At 59.2% G+C, this 20896-nt stretch carries 21 protein-coding genes; 17 read left to right on the forward strand and 4 right to left on the reverse strand.

Annotation, left to right across the window (positions count from 1 at the left end; genetic code table 11):
* Positions 1-14 precede the first annotated feature (14 nt).
* From JZY08_RS00750 to JZY08_RS00795, 10 genes are read left to right on the forward strand one after another with little or no spacing between them, the layout of a single operon-like run.
* A complete protein-coding gene (locus JZY08_RS00750; protein WP_216330654.1) occupies positions 15-320 on the forward strand; it encodes a hypothetical protein in 306 nt (101 codons plus the stop codon).
* 2 nt (positions 321-322) lie between these two features.
* On the forward strand, positions 323-646 hold the full coding sequence (locus JZY08_RS00755; RefSeq protein WP_216330655.1) for a hypothetical protein: 324 nt from the start codon (positions 323-325) through the stop codon (positions 644-646).
* On the forward strand, positions 646-804 hold the full coding sequence (locus JZY08_RS00760) for a hypothetical protein (protein ID WP_216330656.1): 159 nt from the start codon (positions 646-648) through the stop codon (positions 802-804). The genes JZY08_RS00755 and JZY08_RS00760 overlap by 1 nt, the downstream gene beginning before the upstream one ends.
* Entirely contained in the window at positions 804-1406 is a 603-nt protein-coding gene (locus JZY08_RS00765; protein WP_216330657.1) for a hypothetical protein, read from the forward strand. Before JZY08_RS00760 ends, JZY08_RS00765 begins: the two co-directional genes overlap by 1 nt.
* Positions 1403-2002, forward strand: coding sequence for a hypothetical protein (locus JZY08_RS00770; RefSeq protein WP_216330658.1), 600 nt, complete (start codon positions 1403-1405; stop codon positions 2000-2002). The genes JZY08_RS00765 and JZY08_RS00770 overlap by 4 nt, the downstream gene beginning before the upstream one ends.
* Complete coding sequence (locus JZY08_RS00775; RefSeq protein WP_216330659.1) at positions 2002-3609, forward strand: hypothetical protein; 1608 nt, start codon at positions 2002-2004, stop codon at positions 3607-3609. The genes JZY08_RS00770 and JZY08_RS00775 overlap by 1 nt, the downstream gene beginning before the upstream one ends.
* The gene (locus JZY08_RS00780) at positions 3606-4085 is read left to right on the forward strand and encodes a GNAT family protein (RefSeq protein ID WP_216330660.1); all 480 of its coding nucleotides are present in this window, start codon (positions 3606-3608) and stop codon (positions 4083-4085) included. The genes JZY08_RS00775 and JZY08_RS00780 overlap by 4 nt, the downstream gene beginning before the upstream one ends.
* A complete protein-coding gene (locus tag JZY08_RS00785) occupies positions 4078-5415 on the forward strand; it encodes a tail fiber domain-containing protein (RefSeq protein WP_216330661.1) in 1338 nt (445 codons plus the stop codon). The genes JZY08_RS00780 and JZY08_RS00785 overlap by 8 nt, the downstream gene beginning before the upstream one ends.
* Complete coding sequence (locus JZY08_RS00790) at positions 5415-7721, forward strand: hypothetical protein (RefSeq protein WP_216330662.1); 2307 nt, start codon at positions 5415-5417, stop codon at positions 7719-7721. The genes JZY08_RS00785 and JZY08_RS00790 overlap by 1 nt, the downstream gene beginning before the upstream one ends.
* A 33-nt stretch (positions 7722-7754) precedes the next feature.
* A complete protein-coding gene (locus tag JZY08_RS00795; RefSeq protein WP_253204029.1) occupies positions 7755-9824 on the forward strand; it encodes a hypothetical protein in 2070 nt (689 codons plus the stop codon).
* Positions 9825-9827: 3 nt separating this feature from the next.
* Here the strand turns inward: JZY08_RS00795 and JZY08_RS00800 are convergent, their stop codons facing one another.
* Positions 9828-10034, reverse strand: coding sequence for a hypothetical protein (locus JZY08_RS00800; RefSeq protein WP_216330664.1), 207 nt, complete (start codon positions 10032-10034; stop codon positions 9828-9830).
* Positions 10035-10060: 26 nt separating this feature from the next.
* Positions 10061-10462, reverse strand: a complete 402-nt coding sequence (locus JZY08_RS00805; protein WP_216330665.1) for a hypothetical protein — start codon at positions 10460-10462, stop codon at positions 10061-10063.
* Positions 10463-10576: 114 nt separating this feature from the next.
* Between JZY08_RS00805 and JZY08_RS00810 the strand changes: the two genes are divergently transcribed.
* The 7 genes from JZY08_RS00810 to JZY08_RS00840 all read left to right on the forward strand — a co-directional run bounded on the left by JZY08_RS00810 (position 10577) and on the right by JZY08_RS00840 (position 14988).
* Complete coding sequence (locus JZY08_RS00810) at positions 10577-11662, forward strand: hypothetical protein (protein ID WP_216330666.1); 1086 nt, start codon at positions 10577-10579, stop codon at positions 11660-11662.
* A 7-nt stretch (positions 11663-11669) separates the two neighbouring features.
* The gene (locus tag JZY08_RS00815) at positions 11670-11990 is read left to right on the forward strand and encodes a hypothetical protein (RefSeq protein ID WP_216330667.1); all 321 of its coding nucleotides are present in this window, start codon (positions 11670-11672) and stop codon (positions 11988-11990) included.
* Positions 11991-12046: 56 nt separating this feature from the next.
* Positions 12047-12814, forward strand: coding sequence for a methyltransferase domain-containing protein (locus JZY08_RS00820; protein ID WP_216330668.1), 768 nt, complete (start codon positions 12047-12049; stop codon positions 12812-12814).
* Between the two features lie 82 nt (positions 12815-12896).
* Positions 12897-13574 (forward strand): TIGR02594 family protein, encoded by a 678-nt coding sequence (locus JZY08_RS00825; protein ID WP_216330669.1) that lies wholly within the window; start codon positions 12897-12899, stop codon positions 13572-13574.
* Positions 13575-13596: 22 nt separating this feature from the next.
* On the forward strand, positions 13597-13923 hold the full coding sequence (locus tag JZY08_RS00830; protein ID WP_216330670.1) for a cell wall anchor protein: 327 nt from the start codon (positions 13597-13599) through the stop codon (positions 13921-13923).
* Between the two features lie 2 nt (positions 13924-13925).
* Positions 13926-14426, forward strand: coding sequence for a hypothetical protein (locus tag JZY08_RS00835; RefSeq protein WP_104679275.1), 501 nt, complete (start codon positions 13926-13928; stop codon positions 14424-14426).
* 64 nt (positions 14427-14490) lie between these two features.
* Positions 14491-14988: a hypothetical protein gene (locus JZY08_RS00840; protein WP_202903104.1), complete on the forward strand. Its 498-nt coding sequence runs from the start codon at positions 14491-14493 to the stop codon at positions 14986-14988.
* A 98-nt stretch (positions 14989-15086) separates the two neighbouring features.
* On the opposite strand, the gene JZY08_RS00845 is transcribed toward JZY08_RS00840, so the two are convergent.
* A complete protein-coding gene (locus tag JZY08_RS00845) occupies positions 15087-15491 on the reverse strand; it encodes a thermonuclease family protein (protein ID WP_216331477.1) in 405 nt (134 codons plus the stop codon).
* A gap of 213 nt (positions 15492-15704) precedes the next feature.
* Positions 15705-20849, reverse strand: a complete 5145-nt coding sequence (locus JZY08_RS00850; RefSeq protein ID WP_216330671.1) for an S-layer family protein — start codon at positions 20847-20849, stop codon at positions 15705-15707.
* Between the last annotated feature and the right edge of the window lie 47 nt (positions 20850-20896).

A 20896-nucleotide genomic window follows, 5' to 3' on the forward strand; every position in this document is an offset into this window, starting at 1 on the left:
CGAGGAGAAGAAGCATGTCGAAGAATGAAACTCCGCTCGATCCGGGCGCAGCATCGACCACGCAGCAGGCACCTGTCATCGATAATGATGCAGCCCCGCCCAAGGTTGAAGGCGTCACTCCCGGCGACACCCCGAGCCCGGTACTCAAGACGGAAGAGCCGAAGTCGAAGGAAAAGACGACCAAGGTTCGTCTCAAGTTCGATTACTGGCCTGAAGAAGGCGTGCGCGAGCCAGCCGGCAAGGTGGTTGCGCTGCCGCTGAGCAAGGCGAAGGAACTTGTCAGCCAGGGCAAGGCTGAACGGCCTCTTGAGGACGATTGATCATGAAGATTACGGACGGCCAGTGGGAACTCCACGATTACGACTTTGCCACTGGCCGCTCGGTCTGGCGCTTCTTTGATGGGCAGGAGATGCATTTCCGCATCGACACGCCCGTCGACAACATCGTCAGGGAAAACGAATTCACCCGCAACGCCACTTCGGGCAATGCCTTCGGTGAATGGGTGAAGGTCGCATCGATCCCCCTCAATCACGCGCATGAGCAGAACCTTGTGAGGGCGCACAGCGAAGGCGACGACGCTTATGTGAGCCGATGGCTCAACGACGGCGACAATCGCGCCTGGCGGTCGTTTGAGGGGCGCGTGTGATGACCGAGCGGACCATATCCGACGAAATCAAAGCGCTCGAGGCTCGATGCCCGGACAAGGACGCCGACCCGGACGAATTTCGGCGCAATGTCGAGCGGCGTGCAGCGCTCTCTGACAAGCGGCGCATGTATCAAACATCAGGATGGAAGGTGGCATAATGGGCGCGATCAGCGATTATTCCTCCCTTCTCATTGACGCCAGCGAATACGCCAAGCGTGACGATGTTTCGCACCTGTTCCAACGCTTCGTCGGGCTGGCCGAAGGCAAGATGAACCGCGTTCTGCGCACAGCTGACATGGAGACGGCCGGAACGGTGGTGTTGACCAACGGTGACGGTGATCTGCCTGCGGATTTCCTTGAGGCCAGAGAGGTTTTGACCCCAGACGGCAGAAACATCGGGGCATGGTCTTTGCAAGCGCTGACGGCCCGCTATCGCAATAATGGGGGCTATCCGCAGGGGTACGCCGTCGTCGGCAGGCGCATCATGGCGCGACCGACCACAAACGGCAGCCTTACCATGACCTATTACGCGGCTATTCCGCCGTTGACGCCAGCCACGCCGACGAACTGGCTGCTGGAAAAGGCTCCCGACGCCTACCTCTATGCGCTGGTCGAAGAAATCTCGATCTGGGGGCGGGACGCTGACGGAGCGGCCGCCGCCCGATCGCTCAAAGAGAACGCAATGGCGGGCCTGACGCTGGCCGACAATCGGCTGCGCTGGGGTAACGGCCAGGTAACTCTCAGTGGGTGCACGCCATGAAATTCATCGACCTTGTCAACGAAGTTTGCGACGTGGTGAAGCTCGACCGCTTCGACAGCGTCTACGGCGCGAACGATGAGAGTGCCCAGACCATGCTTTCGCTGGCATGGGAGGGCGGCTGCGAAATCGCTCGCCGCGTGGACTGGCGCGACTTGGTGAAGGCATTCCCTGTGGTCTCTGCGCCGTCCGCCTTCCCCCCTGACTTTCAGCGAGTGGTGCTTGGCGGATCGGTGATGACGGCCGCAGGCGACTTTGTTCGGCCTGTTTCGAACCGTGGGCAGTGGCGGTTTATTTCTGCGCATCCGTCGGCCCAGCCGTATTACTTCCTCAATGAGACCGGGATTGACTTCTCTCCCGCCTCGGCGGCGATCGGCGCGTCTCTGCTCTACCTGTCGAAGGAATGGGTGAGGGCGTCCAACGGTTCGACCAGCAGCATGATCCAGAGCGATGACGACGAGCCGATATTCCCGTCCGAACTGCTTATCAAGAACCTCGTCTGGCGCTGGCGCCGATATAACGGCGTTGATTACAGCGACCACCTTGCCGAGTTCGAAGCCGATCTTGGGCAGTACGAAACAGCAGATAAGGCCGCGTGATGCCCAGACCAGGACGCATTCCCCAAACGAACCGTGGATCGGTTAAGGTTGCCGCCAAACAAACATCCGCACCGTTGACGTTCCCAGCCCCGACACAGGGCCTTGTGACGACGTCAAGCATGGGTGCCGCTGCGCTTGGCTCCGCCATCATCCTCGAGAACTGGTTCATGACGCTGAAAGGCGCGCGTGTCCGCGGCGGCTCTGCAAAACGTGGCCTTGCTGCTGACGGCGGGATTATCAGGAGTGCGTTTAAATACAAGTTTGGCGGCATTGAGAAAATGTTCATGGCCACGGATGCGGCTATTTACGACATGACTGCCCCGGTGGCTCCGCCAGCAATGACAGCGCCGGCGGTCAGCGGAATGGCAAGCGGTGACTGGTGCGCTTTCCAACAGACGAACGCAGGGACGAGCTACCTCGTCTGCTTCAACGGGGCGAATGACCGACGGCTGTTCAATGGCGTGTCGTGGTCTACATCGCCCGCCATCACGTTCACGGACGCGACCACGATGTCAGCGCTGAACTATGGCTGGATGTTCAAGAACCGTCAGTTTCTGCTCAAGAACGGTTCGCTTGATGCCTACTACCTCGGCCTCAACGCCGTCGGCGGCGCGGCGTCGGTGTTTCCGCTGGGCGGGGTGATGAAAAAGGGCGGCTCGCTACTGATGGGCTTTTCATGGTCTATCGAGAGCGGCGACGGCTTGGGCGACTATTGCGTGTTCGTCTCGACTGAAGGTGAGGTTGCGATCTATTCCGGATCCAACCCGGCCGATGCTGATGATTTCGCGCTGAAGGGTGTTTATCAAATCGGGAAGCCGCTCGGGAAAAATGCGCAGATCCGATCCGGTGCCGACGTGCTGGTGGCGACGATAGACGGCTTGATACCGATTTCGCAGGTATTCCAACGCGACAGGCAAACGCTTGCACTGGTGTCTCTGTCTCGCGCTATTGAGGACGAATGGAAACTTGCGGCCAACGCAACGCCGACCGGCTGGACGATGACGCTTTGGCCCGAACAAAACCTCGTCTTCGTAGCGTTCCCTGAAAATCTAGTGCTGCCCGATACGACCTTCGTTCTGAACGTGCTCAACGGAAAATGGAGCATCATCAAGAACTGGCGCGCCCAGGCTTACCAGAGCCTTCAGGGGAGTTTGTTCTTCGGGTCCAACGAGGGCCTTTGCTGGCAAGGCGACATCAGCGGCGCAGATGATGGCGCACCCTTTGCTGCTGTCTATCTCTCGCAGTTCACGGCTGCCGGGGAATTTTCGCAGAAGAAGACGGCTTCGAAGGGAGCTATGGCTTTCCGCGCAAAGACCAAGCCCAGCGTCAAGCTATTCGCTCGGGCGGATTACGATACCAGCATTCCGTCATTTCCCATGGTTTCGGTCGGTGACGCAGGCTCTTCCGAATGGGATGTTGGCCTTTGGGATGTGGCGAAGTGGGACGGGGTAACCGAACTCCGAAACTTCAAGTTCAGGCAGAACGTCCGGGCCAGCGGTGAAATGTTGGCAATTGGCTGCGTGGTCCTGTCGGGCGGCCAGTTCCGGCTCGACATTGAAGTCGATTTCGCAGTTCTCGAAATGGAAGGCGGGGAACAGTCGGCATGATTGAGGTTGTTTGGGCGAGCGAGAGGACACCTGAATATAATCAGGCGTTCGGTCGTTTTGTTGCCGGCCTGATCCCCGGATGCACAGGGTTTTCAGACTTCGTTTCCATGGGTGTTATCGACGGCGACACCCTGATCGCCTGCGTCGTCTACAACAACTGGTTCCCGCAACATGGCGTCATCGAATTTTCGGCCGCTTCGACTTCGAAGCGATGGCTGACGCGCCCGGTGCTGAAGGAAATGTTCAACTATCCCTTCAAGACCCTGAATTGTCAGATGGTGGCCGTCAGGGTGGCGGAAACGAACCGGGCAATGGCCCAGATATGCGAAGATTTCGGGTTCAACAAATATGTCATTCCAAGGCTTCACGGCCGGGACGAGGCAGAAATCATCTTCACGCTGACAGATGACCAGTGGGAAAACCATCCCGTGAACAAGAGCCTTGGCCACAGAAACAGAAGGTCTGAAAATGGGTAAGAAGTCGCAACCTAAAGCGCCAGATCCGAAAGAAACGGCATCCGCCCAGACCGCGACCAACGTCGGCACGGCCATCGCCAATTCCTACATGGGGAATGTCAACCAGAACACCCCTGACGGCTCGCTGAACTATTCTTACAGCACGACCAAGTGGACGGACCCGCTTTCCGGGGCGGTGTACGACATTCCTATCGCGACAGCCACGCAGACGCTCTCTCCTGCCCAACAGGCTATCAAGGAACAGCAGGACGCCGCTGAGAAGAACCTTGCCACGCTGGCCAACACGCAGTCTGGACGCCTCAACGACCTGCTGAAAGACCCGATGTCGATTTCCGGAGCGCCAGCTGCTGGTAGTTCATCGTCGCTGACAATGCCCAATTACACGCAGTTCGGGCAGGGCCCGACGCTGCAGTCTTCGGTGGGAGAGGTCGGGGAAATCACCAAGTCTTATGGGACCGACTACGGCGCCAACGTTCAGGAAGTGCAGGACGCGTTAATGGCGCGCCTGCAGCCGTCTCTTGATAAGAACCGAGCGGCGCTTGAGCAGAAGTTGGCAAATCAGGGCTTGCAGCCCGGGTCAGAAGCATATGACCGCGCATATGACGCTGCCACCCGGCAGGAGAATGACGCCCGTTATGGTGCCATTCTCAGCGCGGGGCAGGAACAGACGCGTCTTGCCAATCTCGCCCAGCAGCAGGCTGCGTTCCAGAACTCGGCCCAGCAGCAGGCATATTCGCAGGCCTTCCAGAACGTCGGCCTCGCGAATTCGAATGCTCAGCAGCAGTTCCAGAACCAGAACACAACGACAGCTGCGAACAATGCCCTGCAGGATCAGACGTTCAATGCGCAGCAGGCGAAAATCAACGCTCAGAACGCAGAGCGCGCCAACTATCTGAACGAGCAGTATGCGCTTCGGAACCAGAACGTGAACGAGGTTCTTGGCATCGCCAGCGGCGCGCAGGTGACAAACCCGAACTTCGTGCCGACGCAGGGTCAAAGCATCCCAACCGTCGATTACGCGGGTATTGCCCAGAAGAATTACGAAAACCAGGTGGCCGCCTACAATCAAAAGCAGGCCAACTCGGGTGCGATCCTCGGCGGCCTGGCTGGCTTGTTCAGTCTGTCGGACAAAACGGCGAAGAAAGACATCAAGAAGGTCGGCGGCCTCTACGAGTACCGTTACAAGGGCGAAGGAAAGAACGCCCCGAAGCGGATCGGCGTCATGGCGCAGGAAGTTGAAAAGGTTCGGCCCGGCGCGGTGCGCAAGGGCGCGGACGGCAAGAAGCGCGTCAACTATGGCGCATTGTTTGCAGCGGGGAGCGCACGATAATGGCGGGATTTCTGTTCGGCGGTAACACTGGCGTTTCCTATAATGACCTTCAGCGCCGCCGCGAGATAGCGGACGCACTGTCCAGGCAGATCATGGGCGATACCCCGAAGACGACTGCTCAAGGCATCGGCGCACTGATGAAGGGCATCGGTGCGGGGATCGGCCGGTACACGGCGAACAAGGGCCTGAAGGAAGGCACCGATAGTGCCAACTCGGCCTACGAATCCATCCTTGGCCGGATTATGGGTGGCTCCCCGTCGGCTGCACCTTCTGTTGCATCGAGCGGCGGTTCCGGTGCCATTCCTATGCCCGGTGCAGCGTCTGAAATTGCAGCGACGTCGCCAAATGGCGGCGGCATGCAGAACTATCGCGATGCAATCGCCTCGATCGAGAGCAAGGGCAGCGGCGATTATTCCGCCGTCGGCCCAACGCATCCGAAAATGGGCCGCGCGCTCGGTCGCTATCAGATCATGGAAGCCAATATCGGCCCGTGGTCGCAGGCCGCGCTCGGCCGCGCTGTGACACCTGAGGAGTTCATGGCGAACCCGCAGTTGCAAGATGCTGTATTCGATCACCAGTTTGGACAGTATGTCCAGAAATATGGGCCCGAAGGCGCAGCGCAGGCGTGGCTCGGCGGTCCTGGCGGTGTTGGCAAGACAGGCAGGCGGGATTCGCTGGGCACGAGCATTGGCGAGTACGGCAAGCGCTTCATGGCGGCTGGCGGTGGCGCTCAGGTGGCGAGCCTTGATCCCTCGGCAGGCATGTCGGCGGCCGACGCTATCGAAACGGTTGCTCCTCTCGCGCCGGCTCCGGCCGGCTACCGTGATCCGATGGTGAGCGCCCCGAATGCCTACCGTGGTTCTGATTACAATTCGCCTATGGTGACGTATGACGACCGGGGAATGCGCGTTGAGCGTCCATCGCAGCAGACGCCTGCCCAGCAGCCGGCGCCGACGCAGGTTGCGCAGAACGGTCAGTTCCCGATGGCCCCACGACCTCCCGCGCCTCCGCTGGCACCGACCAACCCTTATCAGGGCGTCGACCCGGAAATGCTGAAGCTGCTCAACAACCCGTTCTTGGACGCTGACAAGAAGCAGATCATCCAAGGCATCGTTCAGCAGCAAATGCAGCGCAACGATCCTGCCTACCAGCTGGATATCCAGACGAAGCAGGCACAGTTGGAAGCACTCAGGGCGAAGCCTACGGAAAAGTGGAATAAGCTTGACGACAACACCCTGTACAGCGATGGCGGCTCTATCAAGACGGTGGGAGTGCCGCCAGGGACTGAAAACGGCGAGTTCCGCTTCAAGGGCAATTCTGTCGAGGCACAGGCTCTTAACGGCTTGATGGACTCCAAGCAGCTGACGCCCGCGGAAGCGCAGCAGTTGGCAGCGGGAAAGCAGATCACTGATCCGGCCACGGGCTCGCTTATGTTCCTGACACCGCAGGGGGTATTCGGTCGGTCTGCTGATGGCCGGGTTGCACCGGTAGGTATTGCGCAGCCGGGAACGCAGCAACAGCAAAGCGCGACTGGTGCAGGCGTCGATATCTTCTCGGACATGGCTGCTGGAACGGGTGCAGCACCACAGCCCCCGGCACCTCCTGCGCCGCCTCAGGCTCCACAGTCTCAGGCATCGCAGCCGGGTCTGATCCCGTTGACCAGTGGCGACGGATTGGACGCCAAGGCTCGCCAGCGCATGCAAATGGCTCGGGAATATGGGCTCGACCCCAACTCGGAAGAAGGGAAGCGATTTGTCCTAACCGGAACGCTCCCGGCAGCCGACAAGGGAGTCACCGCCGGCGACCGCTTGGCCATTCGAGAGGCTGATGACCTTGTGTTGCAGGGGCAATCAACTCTGAACCTGTTGAGCAAGGCAATGGGCCTTTCTCCCGATGCCAATCAGGGTATTCTCTCGGGAACCCGTGCGTGGCTCGGCGCGAACCTGCCGGACAATGCATTTCCCGACTTTCTGTCGAGCCCTGAAAGCGGCAAAGCCACGATCGAGTATGACAACATCATCAAAGATCAGGCTCTCGGCCAGTTGAAGGCAATATTTGGCGGCAACCCGACGGAAGGTGAACGGGAAATCCTTCTCGAAATACAGGGCTTGTCGAACAAGCCGCGGTCAGTCCGAGAAAACATCCTCAGGCGAGCACAAGTCGAGGTGCAGAAGAAGATCGACTATAACAGCGCCCGCGCCGCCGACCTGCGCTCGGGCAATTATTACAAGACGGGACGCACAGTGCCTGCCGCTCCGGCCGCGCCAAACGTTGATGATCTCCTGAAAAAATATGGAGGCCAGTAAGTGGCAACTCTTGAACAGCTGACGACTGCGCTGGTGAATGCCGACCAGGCGGGCGACGTGGATGCTGCCCGCACGCTTGCGGCTGAAATTACGAAGATGCGGGCTTCTGGCTCGCAACCTTCGGCTCAGCAGCCGGCGCCAGTGCAGCAGCCCGACGCGCGTGACACTTTTGCTGGCAAGGTGGATGCGTTCGGTCGCGGTATGGCTGACACGCTTTCCTTCGGTCTGGCTGATGAAATGGCAGCCCACGCTCGAAGCGGCGCGTTTTCGGTGCAGAAGCCCGAGGACGATTACTATGACAGCGGCATTTATGCCGGCAAGTATAACCCGCTGGGCGTGATCGCTCGCACCCTGAATTCTCCGTTCGAATCTGAAACGAAGAATGCCGACTACGACCGCGCGCTTGCCGAAGAACGCGCGATCGACGCAAGCGACAGCACCAACAGAACGGCGCAGCGTATCAGTGGCCAGATCCTTGGCGGCATCACTGGCGGTGTCGGGCTGGCAAAACAAGGCCTTTCCGCCTCGGCCAATGCGATTAATAAGGGCAAGGGCTTGGCCGGGGTGTCTCTGGCCTCCGCAAAAGAGGGCGCAATCCTGGGCGGCTTGCAGGGCGCTGGCAGCGGTGAGGGCTTCGAAGACAGGTTTTATAAATCCGGTGTCGGAACTGGTACCGGTTTCGCCCTCGGCGCGGCGCTTCCTTCCGTTGCTGCAGCAGTGTCCGGAGCTTTCAAGGGAGCGACTGCGCCACTGGTCGCGCCATTCCGCCCGGCTGCCTATACCGACAAGGCGATGGGAACCTATCTAAAGCGCTCCGGCAAGACACCTGACGAAATCGCCTCGATCATGAAACTGGCCGCCGATGACGGACAGCCGATGTATACGATGGCTGACGCCATGGGCAATGCCGGTCAGCGTGCGCTGGTTCCTGTCACGCGCACGCCGAACGAGGCACGCCAAGAGGTGACGGACTTCCTTCTTCGGCGCCAGATGGGGCAGCCGCAGCGCCTGGCAAATGCTCTTGCGGAAGGGTTCGATGCTCCGCAGACATCCGAACGCGTGTCTCGATCCTTGACAGAAGCTCGAGGTGTTGAGGCGAACAAGCTTTACGGTGCCGCTCGGAAAGAGGCCGGTGCCGTTAACGTCACGCCGATCCTTGATCGGATTGATGAAACGTTGTCGCCAGGTGTGAACAAGATGCTCAGCCCTCGTGACAATATCGGTAATGACACGATCGAGGGCGCTTTGGCTCGCGTCAGAAAGATGATATCCGACGGCAATTCTCAGGTCACCGATTTCAACACGCTTTTCCGGGCGAAGCTTGATCTCGATGACATGATTACGCGGGCCGAAGCTCAGGGCGCCGGAAACCGGGCGCATTACCTGTCTCAGGTCAAGCGTGAAGTCGACAGGGCTCTTGAAAACGCGTCTCCTGCTTATCGTACTGCCAATGACACGTTCCGCACGCGGAGCCAGGTGATTGATGCGATCGACGCGGGCAAGGCTGCGAAATCCGGTCGCGTGCGAGCCGAAGACAGCATCGATCAGTTCCGCGGCATGACGCCCGATCAGCAGCAGGCATTCCGCTCGGGGTATGTCGATCCCATCATTGCCGATGTCGAGAGCGCAGCAATGGGACCGGCAACCAATCGTGCGCGCACCTTGACGACGCCGAAATATGAGCAGGAATTTCAGGAGTTCGCCGCTCCCGGTCGAGCTCAGCAACTCGGCGCTCGGATCGGTCGGGAAAACCGCATGTTCGAAACGAATAACGCGGCGCTCGGGAACTCGCGCACGGCGGACAATCTGGGCGATATTGATGACATGGCCAACTTCGACCCGGCCGTCTTGTCAAACCTTCTTTCGGGCAATTTCACGCAGGCGGCGCTTGCTGGTGTCCGTCAAGCGTTCAATGCGGGCAAGGGCATGCCGCCGCGAGTGGTTGAGCGCGTTGGGCGGCAGTTGATCGAGACTAACCCGGAGGCAGCGCGTGAGGCGCTTTCCCGCGTCAGCAGCCAGCAAGTCAGCCGCGATAGGCTCCGCGCCATGATCCTCGGCAGCATGCTGCAGAATTCAAATGCTGGTGTGGCGCGGGTGAAATAGCGCCTACCAGAGGTGCTTAAAGCGGATCGATGCCCAAAGCATGAAACCCATGCCAGTCACGAGGCCGACAAGTATCGAAGGCCAGTTGAAGGGGATGAAATAGAGGTACCACGCCCAGACAAAGGCAATGATGACGAAGAACAGCCGGAAGCTTTCCGGTGTCCGGTCAATCTTTGGCTCTTTCGGGTCGTGGTCGATCTGCATGGGCATACAATGCCCGTTTCTGCTGCGTCCGGTCAATAGGTGGTGCAACTTACGCTGTTTCCATACCTGTTGCAGTTGGTCGTGGTGCTGACGCGAGGCTGTGAAACCACAATCGGGGGCGGGGTGTAGCTCTGCCCCCGGAAGGCAAACGTCGGCATCCTGCCGTCAGATGGGCCGCATTGGTAGCTCATCCGGTACCATGTGACGGGACCGGGCAGGATGTCAGCAACCAACCCGCCGGCGTTGCTGGAACTGTCGAGAACTTGATACGGGCCTTTACAGGTCGATGCTGCCGTCTTCAGACAGGCATTTGGCGAGCCACTGCATTTGGCTTCCCTCATTGCCTTACCGCTCGGGCCGACGATTTCCTCGCCATTCGATGCAGTGCAACCAGAGACGGCCAAGGCGGCCAGCAACAAGACGATGTTTTTCATGTGATCCCCCGATCTCACCGTGAAGCAAAGCACAAGGGCGCGAGAGTGTCCACGAACGTTCAGAAACACAGTTAAAATGGCTCGCTATGGCGGGCTTTTTTTATGGAGAATGCCATGCCCAGAACTGGCGGCGTCTTTTCGCTTCTCTCCGGGTCGAAGGGTTCACCGAACACTACGATCCAGAGCGCACCATATAACGCCCAGCTTGACGATTTCGCGCAGGACGCCAACCAGCCGCGCCCGATCACGGCCGGGGGAACGGGTGCCACAAATGTCTCGCAGATGCGGACGAATTTCGGCCTCGTGCCTGGATCTGATGTGCAGGTTTATAGCGCTGCGCTGAAGTCGATTGCGGACCTGACGACTTCCGCCAACCAGCTGATTTACACGACCGCGGCGGATGCCTATGCGACGACGGCGCTGACGCCGTTCGCCCGGACCATTCTTGATGACGCCGACGCTGCAGCCTCTCGGACAACGCTCGGGCTCGGCAGTCTGTCAACGCTCAACACGGTGAATGATGGAAACTGGTCTGGAACGGCGCTGACGGTCGCAAACGGCGGAACTGGCGGCGCAACAGCTGCCGCTGCCCGAACGAACCTTGGGCTTGGCAATGTCGACAATACTTCTGACGCTAACAAGCCGGTCTCAACCGCACAACAAACAGCACTTGATGCCAAGGTTGCCAAGGCCGGCGACACGATGACAGACGGTCTCACCGTTCAGAAATCGCAGGGCTCTGTCTTCGCCGGCGTTAGAATTCATAACACTGGTGCCAACGATGCAATATTGCAGATCGCTGCCGGCAACAGAGGATTCACGGGCAACCACGTCGAATACGGACAGCGCAACTCAAATGGCGCCGCATTCGCATGGGTGTCAGGTAAGCAGTGGGTTCTCGATACCTCCGGGCACATGACGCTTCCTAACGGCGGCGTCGTGTACGGCGACGGCAATCTGTATTGCTCTTTCAGCGGGTTTAACACGACGCTTAGCACCATACTGAGCAGAATGCGTCAAACACGTTTGAGTGGACCAGCTGCGCAAAATGTCAATCGGAGCGGTTGGAATTATTCCCCCTCTGGGGCGGTTATGACGGCAGTTTACAAAGATGGAGCTGGGGAAATCCTCAATTTTGAATATCGCTACATCCAGACGACTGACCTTTTTGGCAATTGGGCGACGGTCCCGGCTCTGTGAGGTGAAAATGAAAAATCATGGCACTTGGTCTTACTACACTCCCGCCGAGTATCCACCTGGTTGGCCGGAGAACGCAATTTATTGGAAACGTGAAGCCGACGGCGAGGACTGGTATCAGTGGACGCGAGAAAACTGGAACGTTGAGAACGGTGTGGATTCATCTGGGACGATGAAAATTATCGTCGTCAACAATGTTGCAACCATGAAGTCGCTGGATGTCACAGGTCTAGCCGGCCCTTCACCTTTCGACCTTTACGAGCTGGAGCCTGGCGATACTGTCCCGCAACTTCTGTGGGTTCTTGTTGATGGGCAATTTCAGGCTCCGTGATTGAAAACTTTCGCCCCTGCGCGTAAGGAAGCCGTTCAACTTCCAGTGGGGGCGTCATGAAACTGTATGTTGGCAGTCACGAATATAAGCCAGAAGGCTATCTGACGGTCGACATCGACCCCGGAATGAAGCCCGATATCGTGGCCGACATCACCAACATGACGGCGGTCGCAGACGGTTCCTGTTCTGAAATCGTTGCCGGCCACGTTCTTGAGCATATTGACTGGCCTGACAGTTTCCTTGCATTCGCTGAGTTTGCTCGGGCTCTGGAAGTCGGCGGAACGCTCAAGATTGCCGTTCCGGACATGAACGCCTTGCTGCGCATGATGCTCAGCGGAGACAGCGCTTTCCATGTTGTCGGGTTGATCTATGGCGTCGGCGGCCGTGTGAACAAGTTTGAGCAACACCGATACGGATACACGATTGGCATGCTGATCGACATCCTTGAAACGCTTGGCTTCGGTGAATTTGACTGGTGGAATTCTGATTTTGCTGATGCGTCGAATGGTTGGGCCCCACGCTTCGAAGATAAGCATGTCGGCATTTCGTTGAATCTGAAGGCGGTCAAGAAGCGGGCGCCCGTATTCGACACAAAGCAGATCTACGGCGCGCTGGTTGACAATCCATTGTCTGACTTTCTCGCTGTGGTTGGCGACTTGGTAAAAGAGCATCCGCCGGTTCAATCGACGGAAGCCTATAAGATTTATCAGCGCATCCATTTGCACTTGATCGAGTCTGAGAAGCGAGTTCGCCTACTAGAAGAACGATACGTTAAGCAGGGCCGGTTGAAGCGGTTTTTCCGCAGGATATTCCGGAAGAGGTAGCAGCCTCACCCATCTGACACGACCATAACCCGGCGCAGCGATGCTCCGGGGTTTTTGTTGCACCAATCACTAGGAGACGACCATGGCGACTGTACGCGAAGTACAGCAGCGCTTGATTTCGCTCGGCTATGATGTCGGGCCGACTGGCGCTGATGGTATTCCCGGCCGCAGCACGACAAAGGCGGTGGCGCGGTTTCAGGAGGATAAGAAGCTCTCGATCCTCTATCCCGGCACGATCGGCCCGAAGACGCTCGCGGCGCTCGGTCTGAATGACAACAAGCCCATGGTGCCGCCGTGGGTCACGGAAGCCCGCCGTTTCCTTGGCCTGCACGAGGTGAAGAACGCCAAGGCGCTGGATAAGGCGCTTCGCCTCGATGCGAGTGAAATCGCCTGGTGCGGTGCCTTCGTCGGCATGGTCGTTGCCACGGCACTGCCGAAAGAACCGATGCCAGCGAACCCGCTCGGCTCCCGCAACTGGCTGAAGTTCGGCAAGCCGCTGAACGATCCCCAGATCGGTGCCATCGCCGTCTTCTGGCGCGGCTCAAAGGATGGCTGGCAAGGTCATATTGGCATCGTCGTTGGCCACGACAAGACACACCTGCATATCCTTGGCGGCAATCAGTCCGATTCCGTCAGCATCGCACGCATCGCGAAAACTCGACTGCTCGGCTACCGCTGGCCGATCACATATCAGGACGCACCATTTGCTGCCCTGCCTATGACCACGATTTCAGCTTCCGTCACCACGAACGAAGCTTAACCCCTCCATCAAAGGAACGATCATGTTCAAGTCTCTGCTAATTGTGGCGGTGGCAGCCTTTGGCTTGTCCGCGTGCCAATCGACCGGATCGATCGATACCGGTATCCGCAACAGCCTGCCGCAGGTGTGCGCCGCCGGCGAAACGGCCTATGCCGTGCTTCAGCCATTCATCGTGGCCGACAAACTCAAGCCGAAGACAGCAGCAGCCGCACAGGCGGCCTATGACAGCCTTCAGCGACTTTGCGCGAACAAGGACACAGCAACGCTCGGAACCACTCTGGTGGCGGCCTCTGCGGCCTATCTGACCATCACGCAAGCTATCAACCAAGCTCAGAAGGTGGGAGGCTGATCATGGCACGCATCTGGTATTTGATTGCCGCGGTTCTGGCGCTCACCTGCATCGTCGGCTTCTTCTTCGCTCCAGCATGGGCGCAGGACGCCGGGCCGGTCATTGCGCCTTCCTCGATCTGGTACGAGGTATGGACTATCGTTCAGCCTGTCGTGGTGCTGCTGGTGTCCACCGTTGGTCCTGTGCTGGCGACTTGGATTGCCACCAAGCTAATTTCGCTCCTGAATGTGACAAACGAAAAGCAGCGGGTCGAGATCGAGGCCAAGCTTCGCGAAGCACTTCACCAGTCTGCCGCCAATGCCATCCGCTTTGCATTGAGCAAGGCTGGGTTGCCCAACGTCGGCGGCGTCATCAATGACACGATCCTGGCGGAAGCTTCGAAATATGTGATCGAGAAGAATCCGGAAGCGCTCCAGAAGCTCGGCGTCGATGCCAAGGGGCTTGAGGAAATCATCCTGTCAAAGCTTCCCGATCTTCTCAGGCAGACAGAGAAACCGTTCTGATAACCTGCCCCCGGCCGAACGTCGGGGGCTTCTTTTATTCGCATGGCAGGGGCAGGCTTACCGGATGGCGGAGAACACGAACATGCAGATAAGTCGCGCGCCTAAATTGGAGTGGAATCTGAACACCCTCATCCAGCTGGTGACGCTGGGCGGAATGATACTCGGCGGCGTCGTTATCTGGGTGGACAAGAGCCGCGATATTGAGGATCTGCAAAAGTGGAAGGATGGCCACGAGCAGCTTCACAAAGAGCGGCTGGCCGAAGTGAAGGCGATCGAGGCGAGCTACAATCTCAGGCTTTCCGCTCTCGAGCAAAAGAGCGTGGAAGCGGAACGAAAGGCCGATAATCTCACTTATCGCGTGACTGTGACTGAGCAAACGACCGTCAGCATCTCCACGGCGATCAAGGAACTGCAGGCTGACTTCAACCGGCAATCCAGCGATATTCAGGTGATGAAGGAAATTCTTCAGCGCTTGGAGACCGCCATAAACAGAAGCGCTCCCTTGCGGCGCTCATCGCTCGATACATTCGATACGGTGCTTCGTTCGCCGCTGCCGCGATAATGAAAACCCGCCAGCAGCCTCGTACTGCAAGCGGGTTCTCGGCGTTCGGAATTTCCGAACGTGGGGATTTCCCCACGTCTCCGTAAAGGAGATGCAGATCAATTGCACCAATCAATGCGGTGCTTTGGGCGCCATTCTCGCGCCAATCCTTCCCCCATAAGAACCTGCCCAGCTTCCCGGCCATCGGGGAGATAGATATTCACGAGCGGCCGGCGGCTCTGCGTCCGGTCCCGTGCGCCGCTGTCCTCGATGCGAGGCACGCCAGCCAGCAGAAGTTCTTTCAGTCTGGCTTTCGCCTTCAGCGCCAGATTCCGCTCGAGCTCGCATTTGGCACGGCTCCCCATTTCAGGCGCGTCCACGCCAGACTTGAACGGCACCCCGCCGCCCAGCAGACGCATGTTCTGCCCGTCGCATTTGATGGTGTCGCCGTCGATCACAACCAGCGAGGCGCACGCCACGCCTTGGCCAGCATGGGCCTGTGGCGGCAACAAAAGCCCCAGCATCACCACGCTGCCGATAGTCATTTTCATCATCTGAATTGCCCGATTTTTCATTGAAACGCGTGTCTCTCGTTACCTGACACGAGGTAAGCGAAATGACACGTCGCATTGATTTTCCTCGCTGTTCTCGAAGCTTCCCAAGCTGAATACGAGGGTTCGATTCCCTTCACCCGCTCCAGCTACCTTTCTTTACTCTAGCATGCGTCGCACTGAAGGTCATGCGTTCAGGTAGGACAAAATCGCAGCAGCGACGTCTGGCGACTGTTGAGACGTCGCCTGCGTCGTCGACGTGTCGGCTACGGTGGATGAGGCGATGGTTTGGGCGGAGCTGCTTACCGGATCGTCGCTGTTCAACGCCACGACCTGCGCCGAACTCATGGCGGCGATCTGACCCTGGGTGAAGGCCGCCGCCTGCGAGGCCGTCAAGGCGGCGAGCGCGCTGGTGCTCAATCCCGAGATCGCGTTTGAACTCAAGCTGATGATTTGCTCGGTGGACAATGCGGCGAGATCGTCTCCGCCAAATGCGGCGGTCTGCAGCGATTTAAGGGCGCCGACCTGCGCCAATGTCAGCGCTCCGATTTGCGCGGAACCCATTGCCGCCACCTGGCCGTAGCTCAGCGAAGCCACCTGGCTTGTCGTCAGTGCGCCTATGCCCTGAGAAGACAGTGAGGCTATGACACCGGTGGAAAGACCCCTGATCGCCGCCGAGCTGATCGCGGCGAGTTCGTCGGTGGTGAAGGTTGCTAGACCTTCCGTCGTCAACCCTGCTAGTGCGGCTGAACTCAAGGCGGCGATCTGGCCGGTGGTGAGTGCCCGGATCTGCTCCTTGCCGAGAGCGCCGATCTGGTCGCTGGTCAGTCCGGCGACGCCGGCTGTACTCAAGGCCGCAACGTCAGTGGAAGACAATGTGGCGATGAAGTCGGTAGACAATCCCCTTATCGCGTTCGAGCCAATCGCAGCGAGTTCTGCCGGCAAGAAGGTTTTCAGCATGGCCGGAGACAGGCCCGTGAGCGCCTCCGAACTCAACGATGCGATGTGGCGGGTGGAGAGCGCTTCGATCTGCCCAACACTCAGGGCGCCGATCTGTGCGCCGCTGAAGCCGGATGCAGCCAGAGCATCGAGAGCCGCTATCTGGGTTGCCGAGAATGAGGCGATGTGGGCGGGGCTGAGGACGGCAATCTGTCTGGAGGTGAGGGCACTAACCTGGGCATTGCTCAGGGTGTTCAACTGGCTACTGGTCAAGACGGCCACCTGCCCGGTGCTCAGCCCACTGATGGCATCCGGGCTCAATGCTGCGATCTGCGCTGCCGTCAGCGACGCTATGGTCTCCGTTGAAAGGCCCGCGATCGCATTCATGCCGATTGCTGCCAGCTCGGAATTGGTAAGTGTGACCAGATCATCGGCGCTGAGGGCCACGATCTGTTTCGAGTCGAGCGCGCCGATCTGAGCGCCGGTCAGAGCCTCGACCTGATCGTTGCTCAACGCCACAATCTGATCGCTGGTCAGGCCTGTTATGCCCGCCGTGCTGAGAGCGGCGATCTGGGCTGTTGAAAGCGAGGCGATGTCATTCGTGCCTAGCGCTGCAATCTGTTTGGAGGTGAAGGCGCCGATTTGGGCGTTGCTCATGGCCTCTACCTGGCTGGTGCCGAGCGCGCCAATTTGGTCGATGGTCAGGCTGGCTATCGCCGCCGTGCCGAAGGCGGCGATCTGTGCGGTCGTCAACGAAGCGATCGTGGCCGTCGACAAGCCGGGGATCGCATTCAGGCTGATAGCGGCCAGTTCCGCGGTCGTGAAAGTGCTGAGGTCATCAGCACCGAGGGCGGCAATCTGTTTGGAGCTGAGAGCGCCGATCTGGGCACTGGTCAGGGCCTCGACCTGATCGGCGCTGAGCGCCGCGACCTGATCGGTGGTCAGGCCAGTCACACCCGCTGTGCCGAGAGCGGCGATCTGGTTTGCCGAAAGCGAGGCGATGTCGTCTGTACCCAGCGCTGCAATCTGTCTGGAGGTGAGGGCGCTGACCTGGGCGCTGGTCAGGGTGCCCACCTGATTGGTCCCGAGGGCTGCAACCTGGTCGGTGGTCATGCCCGATATTGCCGTGCCCAGCGCTGCGATCTGAGCCGTCGTCAGCAAAGCGACCGTTGCTGTCGACAGACCCCGGATCGCTGTGGAGCTGATTGCAGCCAGCTCGGCGGCGGTGAAGGTGTTGAGATCATCGGGACTGAGGGCGGCAATCTGTTTCGAGTTAAGCGCGCCGATCTGAGCGCTGTTCAGAGCCGCGACCTGATCGGTGGTGAGGGCGTCAATCTGATCAGGGGTGAGGCCCGTTATGCCCGCGGCGCTGAGAGCGGCGATCTGGCTTGCTGAAAGCGAGACGATATCGTCCGGGCGCAACGCCGCAATCTGTCTGGAGGCGAGGGCACGGATTTGGGCATTGGTCAGAGCGTTCACCTGACCGCTGGTCAAGGCGGCTACCTGCCCGGTGCTCAGTCCACCAATGCCAGCGGAACTCAGGGCGGCAATCTGCATTGTCGTCAAGGAGGCTATGGTCTCCGTTGACAGGCCGGGGATGGCGCTGGCGCTGATCGCGGCAATATCCCTGGCGGAGAATGTTGCAATGTCCTCCGTGCTCAAGACGGCGATCTGTTTCGAGGTGAGAGCGCCGACCTGTGCGGTGGTCAAAGCCTCCACCTGTGCCGTCGTCAAGGCGGCAATCTGCGCGGTGGTCAGCGCGCCGATGCTTTGTGCGTTGAGAGCCGAAATCTGACCCGTTGTCATATAGGCTACGGTCTCGGTCGACAGACCTTGGATCGCGTTTAAGCTGATCGCGGCAATATCCTTGGTCGAGAATGTTGCAATGTCATCCGTGCTCAAGACGGCGATCTGCTTCAAGGAGAGCGCGCTGACCTGTGCAGGGGTCAGGGCAGCCACCTGAGCGGTGGTCAGGGCGGCGATCTGCGCCGTGCTCAGTGCACTGATGCTTTGCGTATTCAGGGCGGCAATCTGCGCCGTCGTCAGGGACACCATCGTTTCGGCCGACAAGCCCGGGATCGCCGTCGAACCGATGGCGGCAATCTCCCTGGGTGTGAATGTCGCGAGATCATCCGTGCCCAGTGCCGAAATCTGCGTGGAATCGAGATTGACAATCTGCGCGCCCGTCAGGGCGCTGGCCTGACCGGTGCTGAAGGTCGCCAGCTGCTCGGCGCTCAGTCCCATAATGCCTGCGGCACTTATGGAAGCGATCTGGTTTTTTGAAAGAGCAGCTATGTCGTCTGTGCCCAGAGCGGCAATTTGCGCCGAGCTTAAGCTTGCCATTTGCCGGGTGGTCAGACGTGAAATCTGATCGGTGCTCAAAGCGGTGATCTGACTGGTTGAAAGTCCCGCGATGCCTGCGGCGCTTATGGCCGCGATCTGGACCGGCGAAAGTGATTTTATGGTGTCCTCGCTCACGGCCGCGATCTGCGCCGCGCTGAGAGCGCTGATCTGGACTGCGGTCAAGGCCGAAAACTGACCGACGCTCATGGCGGCAATCTGATCGGCGCTCAGGCCCCTGACACCCGCTGCACTCAACATTGCGGTTTGGCTGGTGGAGAGGACCGTCACATCGCTGCCAAGGGCAGCGACCTGCGCCGAACTCAACGCTTTAAGCTGCGCGGCGGAGAGAAGGCCGACCTGATCTCTGCTGAGGGCTTCGACCTGATCGGTGGTCAGGCCCGTGACTGCGCTGGCGCTTAGAGCAGCGATCTGATCTCTGGTCAGCGCGGCGATAGCATCCACGCTCAGGCCCGGCAGGGCCTTGTTCGTGATTGCCGCGACATCAGCGGTCGAGAATGTCATCAGCTGCTCCAGACGCAGGGCCGCGAGTTGCGTCGAACTCAGCGACCTCACCTGCGCGGAGGACAGGGCCTCGACCTGACTGGTGCTCAAGATGTCGATCTGATCTGCTGTCAGGCTTGCGATCACGCCGGCGTTCAGGGCGGCAATCTGGGCGGTCGACAGGAGTTCGATCTGAGTGGCGTTCAGGACTTGAAACTGCGCTGCGCTGAGGGCGTTGAGCTGGGCTGTCGTCAAGGCTGCGATCTGATCATCGCTAAGCGAAGCGATCGCCTCCGTACCCAGGCGGAAGATTGCTTTGCTGTTGATCGCCGCGATATCAGCGGTGGAGAAGGTTGCTATATCCTCGGCGCCGAGGGCGGTGAGTTGCGCCGCACTCAACGCCTTCACCTGCGCCGGTGACAGGGCCTCGATCTGGCTCGTGCTGAAAGCCGAAATCTGTTTCGTCCCGAGTGCGGCAATCTGAGCCGTCGTCAAGGCTGCGATCTGATCGGTACTCAAGACTTCGATCTGATCGGTCGTCAGGCTTGCAATTACGCCCGTGCTGAGGGCAGCGGTCTGATCGGGGGTAAAGCCTGATAGCGCCTGCGTGCTCAGGCCCGGCACGGCTCTGGCCGTCACCGCCGCGAGGTCGGCGAGGGAGAAGGCCGCTATGGCATCCGTGCTGAGCACCGCGAGTTGCGCCGAACTCAGCGCCATCACCTGCGCCGGCGACAGGGCTTCGATCTGGCCGACGCTGAAGGCCGCGACCTGTGTCGTTTTGAGTGCGGCAACCTGAGCTGCCGTCAATGCGGCGATCTGATCGAGGGACAGGGCGGCGACACTATCCGTGGTCATGCCCGGCAGGGCCTTGGCGTTGATCGCCGCAATATCGGCGGTCGAGAAGGTTGCTATATCCTCCACGCTGAAGGCCGCGAGTTGCGCCGAATTCAGCATCCTGATCTGTGCGGGCGACAGGGCTTCGATCTGACCTGGACTCAAAACCGCGATCTGATCGGTCGTCAGGCTCGCAATGGCGCTTATGTTCAGAGCCGCGATCTGATCTGGGGTAAGCGCTGCGATCGCCTCCGTGCTCAAGCCGGGCATGGCTCTCGCGGCTATCGCCGCAATATCGGCGGTCGAGAAGGTCGCTAATTCCTCCGCGCTGAAGGCCGCAAGTTGCGTTGCTTTGAGGGCGCTCACCTGGGGCGCGGTCAACGCCTCCGCTTGATCGACCGTCAGCGCATCGATCTGCGTGGTGGTGAGCGCAGAAATCTGACCCGCACTCAGGCTCTTGATGGCGTATTGATCGAGGATGTTCAGCTGATCCAGCGTCAAACCGATGATGGCGCCCTGTGAGATGGCGCTTAACTGTCGGGAGTTTAGGACTTTGACATCCTCTGCATCCAGTGCCGCGACTTGATCGGAAGAAAGCGCTTTAATCTGAGCCGTGGAAAGCGTCCCCACCTCATCGGTTGTCCAGGCTGCAACTGCTGCTGTCGAAAGATATTTGATCTGATTGACATTCAGGGAAGAAATGATCGAAGTCATGTCCGGAAAATCCTAAAGGCTAAGGCCAAATTCTCAACAGCAACAAA

This window comes from Rhizobium sp. X9 (assembly GCF_018873185.1).
In the GTDB taxonomy this organism is placed as follows: Bacteria; Pseudomonadota; Alphaproteobacteria; order Rhizobiales; family Rhizobiaceae; genus Agrobacterium; species Agrobacterium oryzihabitans.